Source organism: Anabaena sp. PCC 7108, assembly GCF_000332135.1.
In the GTDB taxonomy this organism is placed as follows: domain Bacteria; phylum Cyanobacteriota; class Cyanobacteriia; order Cyanobacteriales; family Nostocaceae; genus Anabaena.
The window spans coordinates 5,372,286-5,394,176 of the sequence record NZ_KB235896.1 but is presented as its reverse complement, the minus strand read 5'-3'; the positions used below and the strand labels follow the sequence as shown (position 1 = coordinate 5,394,176).

At 38.1% G+C, this 21,891-nt stretch carries 15 protein-coding genes, 2 pseudogenes and 1 CRISPR repeat array; of the genes and pseudogenes, 10 read left to right on the top strand and 7 right to left on the bottom strand.

What is annotated here, in order from left to right:
* Positions 1-65 precede the first annotated feature (65 nt).
* Positions 66-2,246 carry a hypothetical protein gene (locus tag ANA7108_RS0125160; RefSeq protein ID WP_016953606.1) on the bottom strand — a complete coding sequence of 727 codons (2,181 nt, stop codon included), beginning with the start codon at positions 2,244-2,246 and terminating at the stop codon, positions 66-68.
* An 89-nt stretch (positions 2,247-2,335) separates the two neighbouring features.
* Between ANA7108_RS0125160 and ANA7108_RS0125155 the strand changes: the two genes are divergently transcribed.
* Entirely contained in the window at positions 2,336-3,649 is a 1,314-nt protein-coding gene (locus tag ANA7108_RS0125155; RefSeq protein WP_026104442.1) for a proton extrusion protein PcxA, read from the top strand.
* Between the two features lie 60 nt (positions 3,650-3,709).
* Positions 3,710-5,014 (top strand): murein transglycosylase A, encoded by a 1,305-nt coding sequence (locus ANA7108_RS0125150; protein WP_016953604.1) that lies wholly within the window; start codon positions 3,710-3,712, stop codon positions 5,012-5,014.
* A 543-nt stretch (positions 5,015-5,557) separates the two neighbouring features.
* On the opposite strand, the gene ANA7108_RS0125140 is transcribed toward ANA7108_RS0125150, so the two are convergent.
* A complete protein-coding gene (locus ANA7108_RS0125140) occupies positions 5,558-6,223 on the bottom strand; it encodes a polysaccharide deacetylase family protein (RefSeq protein WP_016953602.1) in 666 nt (221 codons plus the stop codon).
* A gap of 375 nt (positions 6,224-6,598) precedes the next feature.
* Here ANA7108_RS0125140 and ANA7108_RS0125135 point away from each other — a divergent pair, with 375 nt between their 5' ends.
* Together ANA7108_RS0125135 and ANA7108_RS0125130 are read left to right on the top strand one after the other, a co-directional pair.
* On the top strand, positions 6,599-7,468 hold the full coding sequence (locus tag ANA7108_RS0125135; RefSeq protein ID WP_016953601.1) for an RnfABCDGE type electron transport complex subunit D: 870 nt from the start codon (positions 6,599-6,601) through the stop codon (positions 7,466-7,468).
* A 2-nt stretch (positions 7,469-7,470) separates the two neighbouring features.
* Entirely contained in the window at positions 7,471-8,844 is a 1,374-nt protein-coding gene (locus ANA7108_RS0125130; protein WP_016953600.1) for a DUF2330 domain-containing protein, read from the top strand.
* A 311-nt stretch (positions 8,845-9,155) separates the two neighbouring features.
* Here the strand turns inward: ANA7108_RS0125130 and ANA7108_RS0125125 are convergent, their stop codons facing one another.
* Entirely contained in the window at positions 9,156-10,391 is a 1,236-nt protein-coding gene (locus ANA7108_RS0125125) for a hypothetical protein (protein ID WP_016953599.1), read from the bottom strand.
* A gap of 255 nt (positions 10,392-10,646) precedes the next feature.
* Positions 10,647-11,309, bottom strand: coding sequence for a LuxR C-terminal-related transcriptional regulator (locus ANA7108_RS0125115; protein WP_016953597.1), 663 nt, complete (start codon positions 11,307-11,309; stop codon positions 10,647-10,649).
* A gap of 102 nt (positions 11,310-11,411) precedes the next feature.
* Between ANA7108_RS0125115 and ANA7108_RS0125110 the strand changes: the two genes are divergently transcribed.
* Positions 11,412-12,056, top strand: coding sequence for a DUF3386 domain-containing protein (locus ANA7108_RS0125110; protein ID WP_016953596.1), 645 nt, complete (start codon positions 11,412-11,414; stop codon positions 12,054-12,056).
* Positions 12,057-12,560: 504 nt separating this feature from the next.
* Here the strand turns inward: ANA7108_RS0125110 and ANA7108_RS0125105 are convergent.
* Positions 12,561-14,684: an AAA family ATPase gene (locus ANA7108_RS0125105; protein ID WP_016953595.1), complete on the bottom strand. Its 2,124-nt coding sequence runs from the start codon at positions 14,682-14,684 to the stop codon at positions 12,561-12,563.
* A gap of 396 nt (positions 14,685-15,080) precedes the next feature.
* Positions 15,081-15,699: direct repeats of the CRISPR family, unit length 36 nt; unit sequence CCCCACCGATTGGGTTAATTCGGAATAATTGGAAAC.
* 240 nt (positions 15,700-15,939) lie between these two features.
* Between ANA7108_RS0125105 and ANA7108_RS0125100 the strand changes: the two genes are divergently transcribed.
* On the top strand, positions 15,940-16,275 hold the full coding sequence (locus ANA7108_RS0125100) for a hypothetical protein (protein WP_016953594.1): 336 nt from the start codon (positions 15,940-15,942) through the stop codon (positions 16,273-16,275).
* A 133-nt stretch (positions 16,276-16,408) separates the two neighbouring features.
* Here the strand turns inward: ANA7108_RS0125100 and ANA7108_RS27915 are convergent.
* Positions 16,409-16,990: pseudogene (locus tag ANA7108_RS27915) on the bottom strand (transposase); the annotation flags it as partial.
* 127 nt (positions 16,991-17,117) lie between these two features.
* Positions 17,118-17,396, bottom strand: a pseudogene (locus ANA7108_RS27910) (transposase); the annotation flags it as partial.
* Between the two features lie 395 nt (positions 17,397-17,791).
* Here ANA7108_RS27910 and ANA7108_RS0125090 point away from each other — a divergent pair.
* From ANA7108_RS0125090 to ANA7108_RS0125075, 4 genes are read left to right on the top strand one after another with little or no spacing between them, the layout of a single operon-like run.
* The gene (locus ANA7108_RS0125090) at positions 17,792-19,522 is read left to right on the top strand and encodes a type III-B CRISPR-associated protein Cas10/Cmr2 (protein WP_016953593.1); all 1,731 of its coding nucleotides are present in this window, start codon (positions 17,792-17,794) and stop codon (positions 19,520-19,522) included.
* Positions 19,483-20,550 (top strand): type III-B CRISPR module-associated Cmr3 family protein, encoded by a 1,068-nt coding sequence (locus ANA7108_RS0125085; RefSeq protein WP_016953592.1) that lies wholly within the window; start codon positions 19,483-19,485, stop codon positions 20,548-20,550. Before ANA7108_RS0125090 ends, ANA7108_RS0125085 begins: the two co-directional genes overlap by 40 nt.
* Positions 20,551-20,564: 14 nt before the next feature.
* On the top strand, positions 20,565-21,449 hold the full coding sequence (locus tag ANA7108_RS0125080; protein WP_016953591.1) for an RAMP superfamily CRISPR-associated protein: 885 nt from the start codon (positions 20,565-20,567) through the stop codon (positions 21,447-21,449).
* Complete coding sequence (locus ANA7108_RS0125075; protein ID WP_016953590.1) at positions 21,446-21,877, top strand: hypothetical protein; 432 nt, start codon at positions 21,446-21,448, stop codon at positions 21,875-21,877. Before ANA7108_RS0125080 ends, ANA7108_RS0125075 begins: the two co-directional genes overlap by 4 nt.
* The last annotated feature ends 14 nt before the right edge of the window (positions 21,878-21,891 follow it).

The window sequence follows — 21,891 nt, the reverse complement described above, 5'->3', positions numbered from 1 at the left end:
ACGAAAAAACTTTGTACCTCACTAGCATGGGAATGACTATATATTTTGACTTTACAAACATTCTCTTAGATAACTGGATTTATACTCAGCACTTTGCTATTACATGAATGAACCAAAGGTAACAGAGGTCCTAACTGTTCCTGTCCATTCACAGCTAAATCACTGTGACACAAATAAACTTTCTCTGAAACACGAGCTAGTAAATCTGCTATAATTCTTTTTAATCTTTGTTCTTCTGCTAATTGTTCATCTGCTGCTGTCCAAGGTTCTCCCAACCTGTCGCGGAGGAATAAGGTAGCACCAAACAAAGTCGCTGCACCACCTTTAGCCCACAGCGGTGAACCAGCATCTAGCCAAAAATGCCATCTGTGAAATTTTCGACTAGCACGGTATTGGAATATAGTGGCTAAGGTAACAGCTTTTCTGGCACTACCAATGGGACGCACGGGGTAGGGATTGGCTGTAATTGTACCACGCCGCAACAGTTGGATAAATTCGGTGATGGTGGTGGTGAGGGTTTGTTGAGTATGGAGTGAAAGTAAGATGTTATCGGTTTGTCTTAACCTATTGTCTACTTCCCAGTAGTGTTGAGCCGTTTCTAGTAGTTCTCGTAATGCTGCTAGTGTTTCATAGGAAGGATTGTTATTTTTACAGACAAAGTCTTGAATGGCTTTATATATCAAAAAAATAGGTGTCAGGGGAAGATGCGGTTGATGTTGCGATCGCTGTTGTTCTATCCACTGTAATATCTGATCATAGGCTTTACTTGCTCCATAGCCAATTCTATCCCAGCGTTCAAAACTCTTAACTGGTAGTAAATGGGGTGTGTCGGGGTGGGGAACAAAGCAAGCGTCTGCTATTAATCCAGCGCGTACAGGATCAATAAATTCTTGTTTCTCGCCATTATATGTGTTAATTTGACTCAAGACGACTAACATCTCTGCAACTGCGTCTCGATCTACAAGTCTGCCCAAACCAGGGTAAACTAAAGTTAATAAGGTGAGTAATGCCCTCACATCTGCTGAACTAATTAAAGGACGTTGGTCGTTGAGAGATTTTACGAGGATATTCTGCTTAGTTAATATTTCTATCAGAGTATAACGTGCGATCGCATCTAACCCTGGGGCAATTATGGCAATTTCTTCTGGTTCGACTTTAAGAGATTTAATCCCATCAATAATTACTTCTGCTGTGTGACGTAATAGTTGAGCGCGAGAAGCTGTTTGAATGGGTTGCACAGATGCACTTAAACTGATAATCGCCATCGGTTCTGTGACTAATTCTACCATCGGTTTCACCAATGTAGGCGCTAAACTATCTGCTGGAAAACCAATTAAATTTTCTACCCGACAACGCTGTGCTAGTCTTTGTAAATATTGAGGATCTGCACCCAATCCCCAGCGTATCGCCCCATCTGGATTATAGCTAAAAGCGCCAACTGCACCACCATCTAAAAGTAATTCAAACAGGTGATGAGCGATCGCTGGATAATCATCCACATCATCTGCTATAATTGCCTGGTAGCGATGCTTGAGACGCTGTTGATAATCGCTATTAGTTAGCAGATGCTGGCTGTAAAGCTCCGTTATCAGCCCATAAGTCAGCAATCCTCTTTCTAAACACCAATTGCGCCAATTTAGCAGCAAAGATCCTAAAAATTCTGGCTCTAAATTACTCGTATTTTCCTGTAAACCACTTTCTAAAATCTGGGTAATATCTTCACAACCTACACCACTGTAAGCACCCAATTGCCATAAATCCAAAATCCGTCTCACCAAACGATTCTCATTTAATCCCGCACGTCGCAAAGTTTCTGCGTCTAAATGAGAACGCCAGAGTTTTGTTGCTAATTCCTGCTCAGTTTCCGGGCGCAATCTCACTGGAAATTGTGCTTTAATTTGTAATGATTCAATTAATAATGGCCAAAATAAAATTACTTCATCCTGAAAAAACCCCAAAGTTGTTTTAGCTCGAACTGGATATTTTCCTGAAGTTAGCGTAATAATTATATCAGCTAATTCTTGGCGATTATCATCATTAGCCGCTAATACTAAAACTCCCGACTCTGTTGGTCGGAGGGTTGAGGTTTTTTTTTCGCTTTCGGCTTTTTTATAGCTTGGTTTTTTCGTATAAAATAATTCTGTCTCTTGGTTGTCAATTTCTAGCCAACGACAAAACATCTCGGCTATGCGAGTAGTTTTACCGCTGCGACTAGTACCAACAATCCAAACAGAATCTGAAACCACCAAATAGACTCCTTATAAATTTGTTATTATACGTAACTGCGTTAACTTAAGGTTAAGAATCAGCAAACAGTACTAGATGATCATCTACGATGAGAAACTCTGTGTTTAGTCAAAAAATATACTCTTTCTTGCTAACTGCTTACAAGTGGTATCTACAGACACCAGACCGTTCCTTAGAGGAAGCTTATCAAACAGCATTAAAGATTAAGGAAATCGAAGACCAGCATTTTAATGGTAATAAAATCAGCTCTGACCCTGCTATATACAGCAGTAGTGTCATGGATTATTTTGAAATAGAGTTGAAAAAATTATTAAAAAAAGCGCGAATGCGACTGACAGAATTTAGAGCCAGTCGTTGGTTTTCCAATGAATCTAAGCAAAAAGCAGCCTTGAAAGCAGGTATTGAATATCCTAGTCCGGCTGTAGTTTTAGAAAAGCTAGAATTCATTGATTTAGTAATTTCCAAGTATACAATTGATCCTCTACAAGAAAACAGCCCCAATTTATCACCTCTATCTATAATAGTAGCAGATGATGCAGCTATTGATCAATCTCTAAAACCAAAATCCCCAGTTCAAAATATCCAACCAAAATCAAAACGCAAAGCTGATACAACAGGGGTTTTACCGCGGTCAATTTTAAGCACCATCACTCGTCTGCAAGTAGAATTAGATCCAAATTCAGAAAAAGACGTAGTCCAAAATTTTCGTCAGACACAAAAAAGAACAATTATTTCTATTCGATTTATATTACTACTTATTATCATCCCACTTTTGACTCATCAATTAGCCAAAGCTTTAGTAGTCGGACCATTAGTAGAGAAGGTTAGAAATTCCCAAACAGAACAAGTCTTTCTAAATTATGAAATGGAAGAAGAAGCACTAGAAAAACTGCAAAGATTTGAAGAAAGGATCAAGTTTGAAAATTTAATTAGTAATGCACCACCGATATCTTCCGAAGAGATAGAAAATCAGATGAAAGAGAAAGCACAGCAAGTAGCAGAGGAATTTAGTGCTGAAAGTTCCAATGCAATTAAAAATGTATTTGCTGATATTTGCTCGGTAGCGGCTTTTATATGGCTGTTACTTATTAGTAAGTCTTCTATTGCTGTCCTCAAAGATTTCTTTGATCATGTAGTATATGGATTGAGTGATAGCGCCAAAGCATTTATTATAATTTTGTTTACTGATGTATTTGTCGGATTTCACTCTCCTCACGGTTGGGAAGTACTTCTAGAAGGAATATCGCGTCATTGGGGATTACCTGCAAATCGTGATTTTATCTTCTTATTTATTGCTACATTTCCGGTAATTTTAGATACGATTTTCAAATACTGGATTTTCCGTTACTTGAATCGAATTTCACCTTCAGCAGTTGCTACATATCATAATATGAATGAATAAAAGTAGTTAGACAATATTGACTATAAATAAAATCAATAAATATTAATTAAACTTCATCTCATGAAAAAAATACTCAACACTACTATCAGTTTACCTATCTTTTTAGGTATTTTCATGGTGCAGTTAGAACCGATTAAATATCAAGAAGAAAAAATCACAAATCAAGTTACAAATCAAGAAATAATTTCACCAAAATGTCAGGTCAAGAAATGGGAATTACCAGATATTTTGAAAAGCGAAAAAGGAAAAAAAATACCTGTACTTATCCCCAGAGTTCCAGTAAGCTGTTGTGAAAATGATTACTCTTGTTTAGATGAAATGATCTATGGTGGAAATCCTGAAAAAATGGCTGATAAAAAAGCGTTATTAACAGCGATTGACCAAAGTTTAAAATATTTGCAAACTAGTAATGCTGAAGTCGCTTATAAAAAGTATAAAATCCCGGAAATTACCAAGGAACGTGTTGACAAAAGTTTGCGAAGATTCCGAGAATTGCTATTAGCAACTAATTCCCCTCAAGAACTACACACAGCTATTGAAAAAGAATTTGTTTTTTATCAATCTTTAGGTAAAGATAGTAAAGGTACAGTTCTGTTTACTGCTTATTATGAACCACTATATTTAGCCAGTCGCAAACAAACAAAAGAGTTTCGCTACCCTGCTTATCGCTATCCTGCGGATTTAACATCTTGGACTAAACCCCACCCTACCCGGTTAGAATTAGAAGGTGCAGATGGCTTACAAGCTGCAAAAGGTAAATTAAAAGGTTTAGAGTTATTTTGGTTCCGTGATCGCCTTGAACCTTATATAATTCAAATTCAAGGTTCAGCACGACTAAAATTAACAGATGGAACGCAAACAACTATCGGCTATGCAGGTAACACAGCTTATAATTATAAAAGTTTGGGACGCTCATTAGTGGATGATGGTAAATTACCTTTAGAAGGTTTAACCATGCCCATAATTCTCGACTATTTCCAAAAATATCCTCAAGATTTAAATATTTATATTCCCCGCGATCGCAGTTTTGTGTTTTTCCGAGAAACCAACGGTAAACCAGCACAGGGTTCTATAAGTGTACCACTCACACCAGAACGTTCCATCGCTACAGATAAATCTTTAATGCCTCCCGGTGCTTTAGCATTAATTCGCGCACCTTTTCCCTTTGCTAATCAAAACGGTGAATTAGAACATCGTACTGTTAGCCGTTATGTATTAGATCAAGATACAGGAGGAGCAATTAAAGGTGCTGGAAGGGTAGACTACTTCTTAGGAACTGGTAAAATAGCAGCAGAACGAGCAGGTGTCACCGTCAGTAATGGACAACTATTTTATTTGCTACTCAAACCTAAAAATAATTCGTAATTCGTAATTCGTAATATTTCCTACGGAAACGCTACGCGAACGTAATTCGTAATTCGTAACTGAATAATAAACAGAGATATCTATAAAACCTTTAATATTAGGACTTACGCACTATACAAATGAGACATGATCTGTGTCAACCCAAATTAGTTATTTCCGGCATAATATTTAGTAGGGTGCGTCAGATGGCAAAATTTTGTTAATTGTGGGCAAGTTATCGGGTCTGACGCACCATAGAAGAGATAAAATCCACAATTCATCTTTGATAAACTTTGTCAATGAGTAAGTCCTAAAAATCCGAAAACAGTTGTTATAGATAAGTTCCATAAAATACATGAACAAGTATTTAAAAATGCTCAAAGCAGCGGGCAGGAAGGATAAAAAGAAGAGGTCTTTAAGCTATTCACAAAAGCTATTGATATATAATTTTTTGCAAAAAATTCTGCAATATATCAAAGAATTTTACATAGATGGGATCAGGAATTTAAAGAAAATCCTGAGAGGATTTAATGATAAAAGGCAATAAAAATCTCTGTTGTGCTTTTATTGATTCCATAAACTATCAACAGTTACAAATTCATAACCTTGCTGTAATAATTGCGGAATTAAGATTTCGAGAGTAGCAGCAACATCTTGTCCACCACAAACACCATCATGTAAAACAATTAAAGAACCATTTTTCACCTGTTGCAAAATTCGCTGCACTACAACATTAACACCAGGACGTACCCAATCTTCCGGTACAACACTCCACATTACAGGACGATAATTCCACTGTTGAAATAGCTTTAAAGTTGCAGGTCTAAAAAACCCATTTGGAGGACGGACATCTCGTAATACTTCAGGTTGTAAATCACAAGCATTGTTAATAGCAACTTGAGTTTTTTCTAAACTTTGCTTTAATTCAGTTGGGGAAAGCATCGGAAAAGAATGATGTTCATAACCATGTAACCCAATCCAATGACCCCTATCTTTAACCGCTTTAGCAATATGTGGTGAACGATTAACACAAACACCCAACCAGAAAAAACTAGCTGTAATTCTGTAACGATCTAAAACTGCTAATACTTGGGGTGTGTATAGAGGATGTGGTCCATCATCAAACGTGAGAGCGATATTTTTTTTATTACTATCTCCACACCAAAGACAATTAGGAAAACTCGGTTGGAGAATACGGTAAACAAGCGGGAACAAAGGTGCAAACTGCATTTTAGGTTTTAAGTAAGTAAAGTACTAAGTATTACTATTGGTTTTTATTGAGGTTTTATACCGTTTTACTTTAAGGTTGATACAAATGGACAGACGAGGGGACTGAGAGACGGGGAGATTCATTTGTAGCTTTAATTAAGTGAATTGATATTAGACCTCTCTCCTATGGTCAATGCTACACTTTGATGATAAAAAGTAGGAAAAAGTAGGGCTGAAGCCCTGACTACAAACTTTGAATTATTTACGTTGATATACTTATACCGATTGAAAAATGATGGTGAGAGTTGTAACAAAAACTGTAACAAGAATATTATTTCCCCTAACTTTCGACTACATTGATGACAAATAACAGGGTAATCCCTGAGTGAAGGGGTAATGTTCAAAGATACTCGAGACTATCAAATTCTCTTTCTCAGTGTGTTCCTCATGTTAGGGATTGGGACAAGAGACTGGACACTGCGACCTGAGTTGATTGTAATAGCGATCGCAACCTGCATCACAACTCAACTCATATTTTCCTTAGTCATTAGTCGTTGGTCATTGGTAATTAGCCCAGAACCAACTCATATCAAACCAACATTCAATCTCCGCAGTTCCTTAATTACCTCTCTAGGACTGAGTTTACTGCTACGGGCTGACCATTGGACAACTATGGTTTTAGCCGCAGCAATGGCGATTTCTAGCAAATTTATCTTCAAAATTGGTGATAAGCATTTCTTTAACCCCGCCAATTTTGGGATTATTACCGTCTTATCACTAACCTCTGATGCTTGGGTTTCCCCCGGACAGTGGGGTGAAGAATGGTGGTATGGGCTGTTATTTGCTGGAACTGGGGGACTAGTTCTGCAACGTGTTGGTCGTTGGGATACCACAGCCGCTTTTTTAGGTGCTTACTCCTTACTGGAAGCAGTACGCAATATTTGGCTAGGTTGGACTTGGGATGTTTACTTACATCGCTTGATGAGTGGGTCTTTACTATTATTTGCCTTATTTATGGTGACAGATCCTCGGTCAATTCCCAATAGTCGGATAGGTCGAATTATTTGGGCTGTGTGTATTGCTATAGTCACCTTTGCTTTGCGGAATTATTTCTTTCTTTCGACTGCCGTTTTTTGGGCTTTATTTGCTTTAGCACCTTTGACTATTATCGTGGATACTATCTGGTTTGCACCCAAATTTTCTTGGCAGAACGAAACAGAAGTACAGGAAGAAAATCACCAATTACAAATTAGTAAGGTTGTATAAAAATGAAAAAATTTAGCTTATTCATTCCCTTATTAATAGCACTTGTAGCAGTGCTATCTTTTGCACCGGCAGCTTGGGCTTTTTGCGGTTTTTATGTTGCCAAAGCTGATACCAAGCTATATAACAAAGCTTCTCAAGTAGTAATTGCGCGAGAAGGAGATAAAACAGTATTAACTATGGCTAATGACTTTCAAGGTGAAGTTAAAGACTTTGCTGTAGTTATACCTGTGCCAACGGTGATTAAAAAAGAGCAAGTACGCGTTGCTGAACCTAAAATTATCGAACGATTAGATGCTTTTAGCGCCCCAAGATTAGTAGAATATTTTGATTCTGACCCCTGCGCCCCAATTTCCAAAATGGCGGATATGGCAGCACCACAAGCCGCAGCAACTAGAGGTAGAGAGGAAAGTAGGAGAAGCGATAACAGTTTAGGTGTGACAGTTGAGGCGCGTTTCAATGTTGGTGAATATGATATTGTCATCCTCAGTGCTAAAGAATCTGGTGGATTAGAAACTTGGCTGAACCGCAATGGCTACAAAATTCCCAGAGGGGCAAAAGAATTACTAAAACCCTATATTCGTTCTGCGATGAAATTCTTTGTTGCTAAAGTCAACTTAGATAAATTTGAGGAATCTGGTTATCAATTACTCAGACCTCTGCAAATCTCCTACCAATCATCTAAGTTTATGTTGCCCATTCGTTTGGGTATGATTAACTCCACTACAGAACAAGATTTGATTGTTTATATTCTCTCACCCAAAGGACAAGCCGAAGTTACCAACTACCGAACGGTTAAAGTTGCCTCTAACGTTAATATTCCTGTTTTTGTCAAAGAAGAATTTGGCGACTTTTATAAATCCATGTTTCAAACTTCTTACACTAAAGAAGATAAAAAAGTTGCTTTTCTAGAATATGCTTGGAATATGAGTAGTTGCGATCCTTGTTCTGCTGATCCTCTCAACTCCGAAGAACTTAAGCAAGCTGGTGTGTTTTGGTTAGATAATAATTCTGATTTCAATGGCATAACACAGCCAAGATTTAGTCGTCCCTTTCCTACAAGTAATGTTTTTATTACTCGTTTGCACGTCCGCTACACTCGCAATAAGTTCCCTGAAGATTTGATGTTTCAAGCAACTTCTAATCAAGAATCTTTCCAAGGACGTTATATTTTACAACATCCCTTTACAGGTAATTTACAATGTTCTGCTGGTAGGGAATACAAACGGTCTTTAGCTGGGCGTTTTGAACAAGAAGCTCAAACCCTTGCTAAATTAACTAATTGGAAGATTCAAGATATTCGCCAAAAAATGAAGTTTAATGTAGGAATTCAGACTACTTCTTGGTGGGAAAATTTCTTAACTTGGCTAGGATTATAGAACAATACGGTTTATATTAAGTCCGGCTAATTACTTCAGATCCCCGATTTATCAGAGAAGTTAGGGATCTTATTTTTCTCGACTAGGTTGATGGGAGGAAACCCAATAAATTCTGCAAAATAGGGGAGCATCCCAAATGTGTAAGTTTATTTTTTATCTGAGCTTCCAACTGAATACAAAGCATAAAATAAACGAACCGCGAAGACGCGAAGAGCGCGAAGGTAAGAGGTAAAACAGGTTTTTTGGGTTAGTTGCGTATATTTTTGCAAAATTGGGATGCTCCCCAAAATAGTGGGTTTTATTGCTCATCTTTAAGGTACTGGATACCAGGTAGAAGACTGTGAAAACCGAATGTCATTTCCACCCAAATTCACATTGTAAATCCAGGCAGCAGTTGGGGTTGGAGTAGTTGCACTAGGTACTTTACCCCCAACAGCTTTGACTTGCCATCCTGCTTGAATTGACTGACGACAATGTAACTTTTGGTTGTTAATATTCAAACAATGGTCAAAAAATTTGGGTGTAGTCCAATGCAGATTAATCATTTTCTCTGGGACTTTTGCTCGTTTAGCTGCATCTTTTTGGATTGCGGTTACTACTGAAGCTGGTAAACTCTGCATTCCATCAGGTAGGGGAATAAAGTTGAAGTCTGAAGTTGCGGTTTTGGGAATATAGTAAATATAGCGATCGCTCTGGTTGATGACGCTCATTTGCCAACCGGCTTGTTCTACATCTGGGCAATTTCCCATCTCTGGTCTTGTCGGTCCTGTACCTGTACCTCGACACCAATTCCATTTTATGGCTTTAATACTTTCAACCCGAAGGTTGGGAGTTAACATATTTTGCCGACTCAACACATCTTGTAATACCCTCTCACCAATATTACGAGGCATTTGTGCGGTTTGCTGGGGAAGAAATCTGCTTGCAGTTCCATAATTCAACTCTTTACCATCAAGTTCCAGGAAAAATGGTTTTTCTGTACCCTCTACAAGAATACGCCATCCTACAGTCGGTTTAGCTTTACAAGTAGCATTGACCGGACAGGGTGCAACACCTTTGGTCAGTTGTGCTGCCAAAATACGCAACTTATTTGGCTGCACAAGCAATTGTGTGGATAAATTTGACAAGATAGTTTTATTTAAACTAGCGATCGCATCAAGGGTGATAAATCCATTATTAGTCACATAATAAACCCAATTTTCACCCTGGCCAGTCATTGTCACACGCCAGCCAGAACGTGATGTAGCTGGACAAGGTTGAAGAGGGATCAACCCTGATTTATCAGGTAAACAGTCTTTCCAAGTAGCTATTTGAGATTTATTCAGTTTGAGTAGTTTGCTGTTAATTTCCAATTGCTGCCCCATTTTCTCCCGCACTGCTGTTTCTAGGTTTTGAGGCAGATTTTTTGAGGGCGGAATTGCGATCGCGAAGCGCTCCGTAGGAATCGCTTGTTTAATGGAATTATGGGTAAGTTTTGTTGTTAAAAAAATCAGGCTGCTGACACCAAATAACCCCAGCAGACTACATAAAAGTATTTTGGTTTTCATGATTTTAGGAATAAAGAATGAGTCAATTTGTCTTTAATTTGACTCATTCTCGGTGATTTCTGTTTCTGAAGCGATTTAAATTCGGGAACTCCAAAAAATAAATTATCCAATTTCACAGCATCAAAACGAATTTTCCTCCCCCTGACTTGAAAATAAGACCCCACCCTTAACGCCTCCCCGCAAGCGATGAGGGGAATAAGAAGTTTTTCATCCCTCCTGGTGTACGCAGTTCATGATGGCTACTTACTTATTGATTTAAGCTACGAGATTTTGCAATTTGGCTACCATTTCCGCACGCGCTGATACCCCCAATTTGCGGAACATTCTTTTCAAAGCTTGCTTAACAGAATTTTGGGTAATCCATAATTTAGTCGCAATTTCTGCATTAGTTAAACCTTGGGCTACCAATTCAGCAATTTCTAATTCTCTGGGTGTGAGAGGACTGGAGACGGTAGTGGGGAAAGTTTTGGGTTTTGCCCGTAGTGTGGCTAGTTTGCTTGATAAATGAATACATAAGGCGCTCAGGTCAGCTAAATCATTACTATTAAAAGGTGGACTGCCTTGGTCACGGGCAAAATTCAATGTTCCCACCAAATTACCATCGGACACTATTGGACCTGTCATCACATGGTCATGACGGGTGCAAAAATGCTTCCAATCACTGGGAGATAAGATTAATTGCTCATGGGTAGGGGCGTGCCGTTCTACCACATATTGACCAACAGGATTGCTTTCTAAACAAGCTGCGGGCATTTCTGGAAAGTCTATTTTGGTGGGGGAATCGTCATCTAGGAAAGAAATACCCCAATGTTGCACTCCAAAATGGTCGCCAATGGTATCCATCAGAGCCTGTTTTAATTCTTGCTCATTTTGGACATTAGCGATCGCTTGAAAAATGGCGTGGAGAGTTTTAGCCATAAGAGTACCCACTTGGGGACTATGCGAACCTCAATCATTATCTCTATGCTAATACCAGCAAGATTAAAACGCTATTATTACTAGTGGCGATAGGAGAAGCACATGACAGTTACACAAATCTCTGCCCAAGAACTTTTCCGGGCTGCTTATGAAAACCGCTACACTTGGGACAAAAGCTTCCCTGGTTATACCGCAGATATTACTTACAAGTATGATGGCCAGGTGATTACAGGTCAAGTTCGTATTGATGCCAATCTCAAAGCCGAAGTTTTGGGTGTAGAAGACGAAGCAGCTAAAAAAGCGATTCACGGTCAAGCTTGGGAAATCGCCGTACACCGTGTCCGTCGCGCCTTTGAAGACACTCACAGCGCCAATACTTTTAGCTACGGTAATACTGACGCAAGTGGTGCAGTGGAAATTTTGATGGGTGGAAAGGCTGAAGGGGACAAGTATAAAGTTCGCAATAATGAAGTTTGCCACGTACACCGTTTAATTCATGGTACTTTTGTGACAATTGACACTTTTAGCAGTCTTGATACAGGGGCGGGATATTTGTCTCATACCTATGATTCTGTATATCATGACCCCAAAACTGGCGAACAAAAGGGCGGTAGAAGTGAATTCACCGATGAATATGAAAAAGTTGGTGAGTATTTCATTTTGAATCGTCGGGAAATTCGCACTGAGGTAGACGGTAACGTTTCCATTCAGGAATTTATCTTTTCTAAGATCGAGTTGTTAGGCTAGATTTCTCAATAATCTGCGATCGCTTTCGATAATTTGAGAGCGATCACTTGTCCATTGTTTTTATCACTACGAATACCACCCTTGACAATTTCTCCTTTTCCTTAACTTGTCACCAATGATTATATTTAGGACTTACGCACTGTACGAATCTGCCATGATGTGAATGAACGAAATTGCGTCGTTTTCGCCTTTGGGAATAACTTAGAGAACTCCACAAAAAAGATGAACTGCTTGCAGCAGCGCTTCGCTATCCAAATTTCTGCAACTAAAATCACCTTTCCTCCCCCTGCTAGAAAGCTCCCTGCCCCCCTGCTCTCAAAACGACGGGATATTTTTTTATTTGGAAGTCTCTTATTGAGTAAGGTGCGTCAGATAGAGAGAATCTGTTTTTTGTGAAAATATCGTGTCTGACGTGGTTGGTGAGCTTGCCGAACCACACCCTACAAGAAATATAATTCATATTACATATTTGAGGAATCTTGTCAATGCGTAAGTCCTAATATTTTAACTTTCATAATTTCCGACAATTCCTTGACCTATTTCCTTTATCCTTTCCGCTAATTTTTGTGGTGTTACTACTTTCACACCTGCACCAAAACCAACAATCCATCTTTGCAAATCAAAATCCTCTAAAGTCCACTTGGGAAAGGTAGCTTGAAAACGATGGGGGAAATAAATATCATCAGTCCTGTCCAAACAAAATAGCGACTTGGGTAAATTACTCGTTGTCTTCTGAATCGGTGGAGACATTTTCATCTGTGCGAACCGTTTTGTCCCCTCGGTAATAAACGGATAAATCTGGTCATTAAACCACAGTTCCACTGTCACGCAGACTTGCATTCGTTTTTGTTGATCTGTACTGAGAAATTGTTGTTGGTCAATGCTGCTATTTCCTAAGTACATCCCCGCACCAGATTTAAATAATTTCTGTAACTTTTGTAGTGCCTTTTCCTGTGATTCTCCGTTGCGTTGTTGGCTTTGCGGTCTACCTAAACACAGTCTATCCAGACGTTCAAAACGCAATAAACCAGAAGTTTCACCACTTACGCACTCATAACCCAAATACCAAGCAAAGTTAGAAAAAACCATTTGCAATGGATAGGCTAAAAAAAAGTCTTTTTCATCCCCTTTGTATCTACCCACACCTGCAAACCGTTGTAACTCCAACAGCCTTCCTTCCACAATTGCTGTTTCCAACTGAGTGAGATTATTACTTAAGGCGCTACTATGGAGATATTTGGGGTCAATAATAGAACTATTAGCGATCGCTCTCACGGGATAAATATTTTCAGTATTTTCAATAGTATGTGTTTGTAACAACCGTTGCTTAAATGTTTCGTAGATTGCTAAGGCTTGGGGGTCATTTAAACTCTTAGCTTGGGATTGAATAATATCAAAAACCTTGATTAATTCTGGTTTAGAAAGAATGCCAGTACCAGCAAAATAACCGTGACGCATCGGAAACTCCGGTAATATTTTATAAGGTTTTAAAACTTTTTCAATATCTTTACGAATTCTATCTTTTTCTGTACGATAGTTGTCAATTACCCCCGCTTGTGCAAGAGAGCGAATTAAAGTGTTCAAGCTACCTACACCCATATCAGCTAAAAAAGGGTAGTGGAGAATAAAGCGAATTGTCCCGATTAAACGCCTAAACACATCTTTGTCTGAATAGGAATGTGTTGCATTTAAAGACATCAATTCATCAGGCGCAAACTTGGGAAAATCTTCACTACAAACTTTTGAATTACTATTAATAATTCCTTCAGCTTCTAGCCATTCTAAATCAGCAGCTATAGCATCTTCCCTAGCATAAATTTCACCCCGCATCTTGGACATAAAAGCAGTAATTTCTTGCAGGGAGTTAGTAAAATATGGAACATAGCCGAGAATGTTTTCTAGGACTTGAGGCTTAGTTAAGTGGAACTCACCAATGCCAGGATAGTTAATTATTAAGAATATCAAATACATCAAACGTTCAAAATCCACTAGATGACTATAACGATGGGGTGTGATGTTTGCATGACGATTTTGAACGTTAACAATTTGACGGGGAACACCTCCAATTAGTTTGGCAATTTGGTGTTGGGAAAATTCGGGTGAATTGACATCAATTTTATTGACTGCGGCGAATCCTTCACCATGAATTGGTGGAAAGTCTTGCAGCATTTTATACATACTTTTAATAATATCTGGGGGAACTTGGCGTTGGCGTTGTTGATTCCAGCTAATGCAAATTTCCAAGGGAGTTTTTAAGTACCAGCCAATCCAGTGGAGTTGGGGTAACTCCCATTCTCCAAGTTGGGTTTTGACTTTGAGTAAAAAGTCCATGCGAAAGGAACGCTTACAATTAGTAGCGTCGTAGATAACACTTTTCTCTAAACTAAAAGCAGTACAAATACGGTTAATGGCAGTGGCTTCGATTGTGTGCCATTCCCCTTGAATTGTCGCGTCACCATATAGTTCTTGGCGGATTTCATCAGTGGAGATGATTTCGCAATTCCCTGTGCTGGATAGGAGTTTTGCAAAGGTAGATTTACCGCTTCCTGGTGTCCCAATGAGAAAATGAGCGTAGGCTTTGGAGTCGGTTTTAGCTGCCTGTTGAGTCTTGCGTCGAGATGTTGACATATAAGGTATAATTTTATAGTTATTTTACTAATTTATTTAAATATGCAAATCAAGTTAAATATTTGAGGTATGTGTTTAATCTTAGTTGGGTATAAATGGTAATTTTACATTGCTCGTGCGAATGACCAAGAAGATATTTTGTTAAACTAAGTTTCTATCAAAGTCTTTCTGTATCTAGGTTTGAGGCTATTTGGGGAGGTTTTGTATCATGACTATCGACACCAGTCAGAGAATCGCTCAAATCCCTATTCTTTCGTTGATTGGTGTCGATGGCTTGCTGTGTAAGGGTTTGAGCTATGTGTTTGATTAATTTTTCAGATGGATTTATGATGTTTTTTATAGTAGTGTCGATTTGCGGTCTAAAACCCTTATTGGGTAAGGGCTGCTAGACGAACTCCCCACCGATTGGGTTAATTCGGAATAATTGGAAACTCGCTCTTGCCAATATTTACGGCGACTAACTCATTTCCCCACCGATTGGGTTAATTCGGAATAATTGGAAACTGTTTTTGTTGCTCGGATTGCTAGAAAATAATCCCATGCCCCACCGATTGGGTTAATTCGGAATAATTGGAAACATTGCGTTGCCCGAGGGGGCTCCGCGAAAAGTGCCTTCCCCACCGATTGGGTTAATTCGGAATAATTGGAAACGAACGAATTGTGATCCGTTGGAACAACCATTTGCATTTCCCCACCGATTGGGTTAATTCGGAATAATTGGAAACACTCTGGAGTTTTTGTATCTTTGTATATATACGCAATCCCCCCCACCGATTGGGTTAATTCGGAATAATTGGAAACTATCAATTGTGGTTGGCACATTGACAGAAAATTCTCCCAACCCCACCGATTGGGTTAATTCGGAATAATTGGAAACGTTACGTCCGTTAGCACCTAAACAGTTGCTATCGCCCCACCGATTGGGTTAATTCGGAATAATTGGAAACCTTTCTACGGTCATATTCTGAACCTGTCACTACCCCACCGATTGGGTTAATTCGGAATAATTGGAAACTTGTTTGACAATTATAGGAGTTACGCATTGACAAAAAACATTAAATATATATGGACGTGAAAAACACATTTATCGTAGGGGTTTAGCAGTGCTAAACCCCTACTCCACGGTTGATTTATCGGCAAAAATAGAATTAATTGCAGCCTGAAATAAGGTATTTTGGTGAACGCATATCACGATTGATTTGTACAATGCGTAAATCCTAAATTAGTAAGTAAAATTGTAATTGGAAAATCAAAAATGATTCGTTTAGTTTTTGTTTTTGCTGTTATTTATTTATCTTTTTCTTGTTCAGCATTACTAGAAGAAGAAAAAACTCAAGAAGTGCGAATATATTGCACTAAAGACACTTTTTCCACAGTTAGCATTACCTGGAAGAGTAATCACGTAAAGCACAATAGTTTTGTGAACAACAATTGTTTCCTGAAAACTCCCTTCTATGTTGCGAAATACTTAGTTTTTAATAGCTTAAAATCTACCCAAGAAGAAGTTATTACAGTTGGTTCTGTAATACCAAATAATAAAGGCGGCATTAATATAATAGACTTTCGAGGACTTACCGAAGTCGGACAGTAATCGTCAAACAGATTTCTGGGGTCAGGTATATTGCAGCGATTGGTAAGGGTTTAGCAATGCTAAACCCCTACAAATTATGATTTTTACGTCCTAATTTTGGTAACTGTGGCTATAGCTACTAATTAACAAAAAATCATGAAAAAGTTTGCCGTAATTCCTCAAAATTATTGGCTAAAACCACAGTTCGCAAAATTCCTTGTAACTGTTCCAAATCATTAACTTGAGAAACTTGAGGCATTAATTCCAAAGCTTCATTGCCAAACTTTGCTTCCAAACTCGTCCGTATACTCGATATAATTCCCTCTGCTTCTCCTAGTCTTTTTCCTCTTATTTCTCCTTCTTTTAGTATTTCTTCATACCAAGGTGACTCTCGTAAAACTGCCATATCCCACCTCATGATGTCTTTAACTAACGCACTTTCTAATACAAAGGTAGCAAAAAATGCTAGAACCGTCTCCAGTTGATTTAAGTCTTGATCTTGACGTAAGATTTGCAATGCTTCCCTAATTGTAGACTCATTTCCTCCTCCTTTCAGAATTGGGACAAAGGGAAGTAATGATGGTAAAGATTGTTGAAAGGGAATATTCACATCAACTTCCCACAAATTAATCACACGGTAATCTTGGGTTGCTGTTAATCCGGCAAGATTTGATGTAAATCTCGTGGGTATTTCTACATCACTTGTCTGCAAGATATTAATTAGTACCGGGTAAGTACTAGGACAGAATTAATTACACAATGTCATTGCGAATGGAACGCAGTGGAATGACGCAATCGCAAGGGCTGGGATTGCTTCGCTTCGCTCGCAATGACTGTAAATATTTTTGTCCAATTACTTAAGTCGGTAATTCATATTTTTCTTCTGCAAGTGCTGCATAACAACGCATTCGTCTGGGCATTTTGGAACTGTAACGCAGTTGCAGTTCATTTAATACGAGAAATTCTCCATGTTCGGGACTTGTGGCACGGATTAATACATCACTTTCTCTACTTATCCATTGAAATTCCCCCGATAAAATTTCATGGGCTTTGATATTAGGAATATCTGTTACCCATCTTACCCAATTGTCTGGTGCAAGGCTAATTAGTTTTTTTGTGCTGGTATCTGCTGGTTTTGGCATTTTTCAAGATGCACTTTTGTCTAGGGATTTATCATAACAGGACTTAATCACTGACACATTGGTCAGGTGCGTCAGATATGAAAAATCTGTTTATTCACTAGATTTATGCAGTCTGACGCACCCTACAGTAGATTTTTGGTGTGATATTTTTCGTCATTCGCATGAAAGGAGGTTGCAACTCAGGTCGTCTCTGCAACACTTAGTAATATGAGCGTTAAGTTGAAAAATAACAAGTAAGGGGATCACCAATTCTTTTTACTTTGTTACTTTTCCTTTACGTATTGTTACATAGATAAAGAAAATCAGTTATTTTGGGCAGCATCTAAGTTGCTCATTATACGATTCTCTAGTGCCAGATATTGTAGTTAAAGTTATTTACGTGTTGAAGTAAGAGTATGTCTGATGAAGCAAAATACACATACACTGCTATTACCTTTGCACCAGTGCAGGGATTTATCGAAAAATCTCGGAAGTTACGGGACTTATATGGTGCGTCATTAATTTTGTCCTACCTCAGTCAACAGATAGTGATAGCAGCACATAAACCTCCAGAAACTACAGTAATTTCCCCTGCAAACATCAATGTACAAAAGGGAATGCCAAACCGCATTCTTATAAAAGGTCATTTCCCCGAAGATATTGCACGCCAAGAATTATTAACAGCTTGGGAAGATATTCTTTTTGTTTGTCGTAACTGGATTGAGACCAAATTATCCAATTATAAATATGAATGGAAACGTGAGTGGGGACATTGGGGAAACTATACTTGGGAAATCTTTTGGGGGCAAGGTGATTCTATTGCAAATGCAATGGAAGATTTGGAAACTCGCAAGCTTTCTCGTGATTGGACTGCAATTAACTGGATTGGGGAAAGTTCAAGTTTGACAGGTACAGATGGAATTGCATTTCCAGGATTGGGTGGAGAACTACCTAAATCTCAAAATTTAGAGCATTTCCACTATAGAAAAGAAGATAGTAGTATTAAACCTTTTTATGAAGGATTGGAAAGAATTACCAATGAAGTTATTGATTCTACTGAAAAATTGAGCATTCCAGAATTAACTAAACGCCTAGTAACATGGTACGAAGTGAGGGAGAAAATTAGCCAGCGCAGACATCAGAATAAACCTTTTGAAGAATTGGAAGAGAACTTTAGTGAAATTCAACGCAAACCAACGATAAAAGAAAAAATTACCGAATCGCTAACCAAACAATCAGAATCTGAACCCGGACAATGGACGGGTTGGTTTATAGGAGATGGAGATAAAGTTGGTAATAAACTCAAAGAAATAGCGAAAAATTATGGTGAACAAGGAATAAGAGACTTTACTCTGGCTTTAAGAAATTGGGGGGAGGATTTCTATAATAACTTTGCAGAACAAGATGAGATTGGACGAGTAATTTATGCTGGTGGCGATGATTTTTTAGGTGTAATTTATAGTAAAAATGTTAGAGAACCGATTCCTGGATTGACTGCATTGGAATGGTTGATGACATTAAATGATAAGTGGAAAGAGAACGGACAAGGTATTAGTGTCAGTGTAGGGTTTGTGTGGGTTGCGGGGAGTGTACCCCAACGAGATGTATTGCAACATTGTCGTCAAGCACAGGATACAGCCAAAAGTTTGAAACGCGATCGCGTAACCATTAGAATTGTATTTAATAGTGGACAGTATGTAGAATGGACTTGTCCGTGGCAATATTTACACATATTAAAAGCATACAAAGACAGAAAAGGTAACACCTATCCAGAATGGGAACACAAAGGTCGAGATAGTAAATATGAACCCAATTGGACGCATATATACAGCGATTTAGCCCAACTCAAATCCCGTCACGCTTTTGGACTAGGAGAAAACCGTCGTCGTCAAGAAATTGATAAAGACAACACCGCCAAACAAAGCAAAATTATTGACTATCGGCGAGATTTTTTAGAATTTTTTGATATTTATTTTCCTGGCTATAAAGACATTCTTAAAAGTCATGAAAAATTACTTGTGGGTGCAAGCGATGATGCAAGTTCCGCTCAAAAAGCTTTATTAATGATTGATTGGATAGAAGATTTAATTACAATTGGTTGGCACTTATGTTCAAATACAAACACATCATCATCATTAGACCATTAGGTTTTTTATATGGTAGTGCAGGTGCATTTCTTTCCCCAGAAAATTTAGTTGGTCGTTCTGGCGAAAAATTTCCACCCAGTGCAGCAGTTCTTTCTGGTTTATTATTTAATGCCAAATTAACAGATAAAAACTTTCCCAAACCAGAAGCAGAGGAAAAGGAAACTCACGAACAATTTCCTCAAAACTTGCATACTGCGGGTCCATTTTGGGCTAAATCTGGATATGAACAGAATTTTTATGTACCAATTCCTTGGCATAGAATTATTGCTGGAGATAAAGAGAAATATAGAGACGAATGGGTATTAGATAAAAATGGCAATTGGCAGCGACAAAGACAATATCAAGAAGATGAAGATAAATTAGAACCAGCCTTTACATGGCAAACTATTACTTCTTGGAATGAGAATAAACCAAATTGTGCTAATCATCCTTGGGATTATGTATCTTCTCTTCATCCTCACATGAAAGATGATGAAAGGCATTCCAAAGCTAAAGATGGTTTGTTTCTAGAAAGTGCCGTCCAAATGCCAGAAGATACTTGTTTAATTTATTTATCAAGCCATAAACTAAACAATGGATGGTATCGCTTTGGAGGGGAAAATCATATTGTCGAAATTGAATGTCAAGATATCAAAAATAAGGAAGTTTTGAACCTTTTTGAGCAAAAAATAGAACAATCATTTGCTTTAATTTCTCCTGCTGTATGGGGTTCAACCCGCTTTTCTTTTCGCTTTCCCCAACATCCTGATTTAGCATCATATTTTCCAGAAAAACAAACTAAATTATTAACTGATAAAGCCATACCTTATCGGTTCAATTCAGCAGGAAGATTAGGAAGAGGACGTTATGCAGTTCCCGCCGGCAGTGTCTATGTATTACCAAAACCACTTAATAAAACCTGGAGTGAATTTCATCCAGACTGGTTTCCTAATCAGGGATATAGCTTACAAAAAATCGGTTCTGGTTTGTGTTTACCAGTAGAAATTAAAGGTTTACAAAAATATCAAGAATCTCAATTAGTAAATTAATAGGAGAGAAAATAATGTATCAGAAAGCTTGTGGAATTATTGAAACGTTAGCACCAGTTCATGTCGGAGCGACAGCAGGAGAGGAAAACGGTAATTTAAACCTCATATTTCGTGACCAATTTACCCAAACTGGCATTATTAATGGTAGTTCAATTCGCGGTCGTTTGCGAGCCGATATGCGTCAATATTGCGAATACCTAAAAAAGAAAGGAGAAACAATTCCTCACGAACAAGATGAAAATTTTTGGTATGGAAAAAAAGCCGCACCAGGAGAACCAGATAGTACCAGCGAAGCTGTAATTAAATTAGAACACGCTTCTATTGTTTGGCTACCTGTTTTTTGTCCGGGACAACCAATTGTCTGGGTAACTTGTCCTAGTTTACTCAAAAGGTATAATCGTATAGCTGGGTTGAATAAAAAAGCTAGTGAAATCCCCAGAGAATACACAGCTTCTAAAAAATTATGGGATAGCTCCCTAGAATCTAAAGATAATAAACATAAAGGCAAAAAATTTCTCTTTTTTAATCTCGGTTTTTTAGAAATTAAAAGAGAAGGGAATTTATCAGATTGGTTTCCTTTAGGTGAAGATTTACCAGCAGTTGTAGTAAGTGATAATGATATAGCTATGATTCACGATATGGCTTTATATCGTCAAAGTCGAGTCGCTTTAGAAGATGATAAAAAAATGGCTAAAAAAGGTCAATTCTTTAATACCGAAGCCTTACCTGAAGGAACTATTTTAGCCTTCCCAATTGCGATTAAACCCCATGATAAAGATTGGGAATGGAAACCGATTCAGGGAGCATTAAGTGGTGAAATATATTTGGGTGGACTCGAATCTATTGGTTTAGGTCATTGTCATTTAACAATTAAGCATATTACTGAGAAAAAATCATGACTTGGAACTCCTACGAATTAGACCAAAAAGCACAACATCTAGTTCTTAAATATCGGGAAAAAGATGTTTTGAAAGAATCTCACAAAATGCGCGTCACAGCAGCTTATGGATTAGAAAGATTTTGGGGAGAACATTTACGCTTAATGAGCAAGAAAGAAAATAGTGAAGATTACAATAAAGGAGAGTTTTGGTTAGCAACTTGGCAAGAGTTAGTAGAAATTATGAAACAAGCCGGAATTATTGTTCCTAATGAAAAAATAGGTCATGATGGCAAAAATTTTAAAACCGAAGATATCAAGAAAATGACAGCTAAATTCTGGGATAAAGAGCAATTTCCCATTGAGCATCAAAGAGTAACTTTGGCTGTTTTAACTCAATTTTGTGACAGTTTAGTTTGGTGGACACAGCGATTTAATAAAGTTAAATAGAAAAAAGAGGAAAA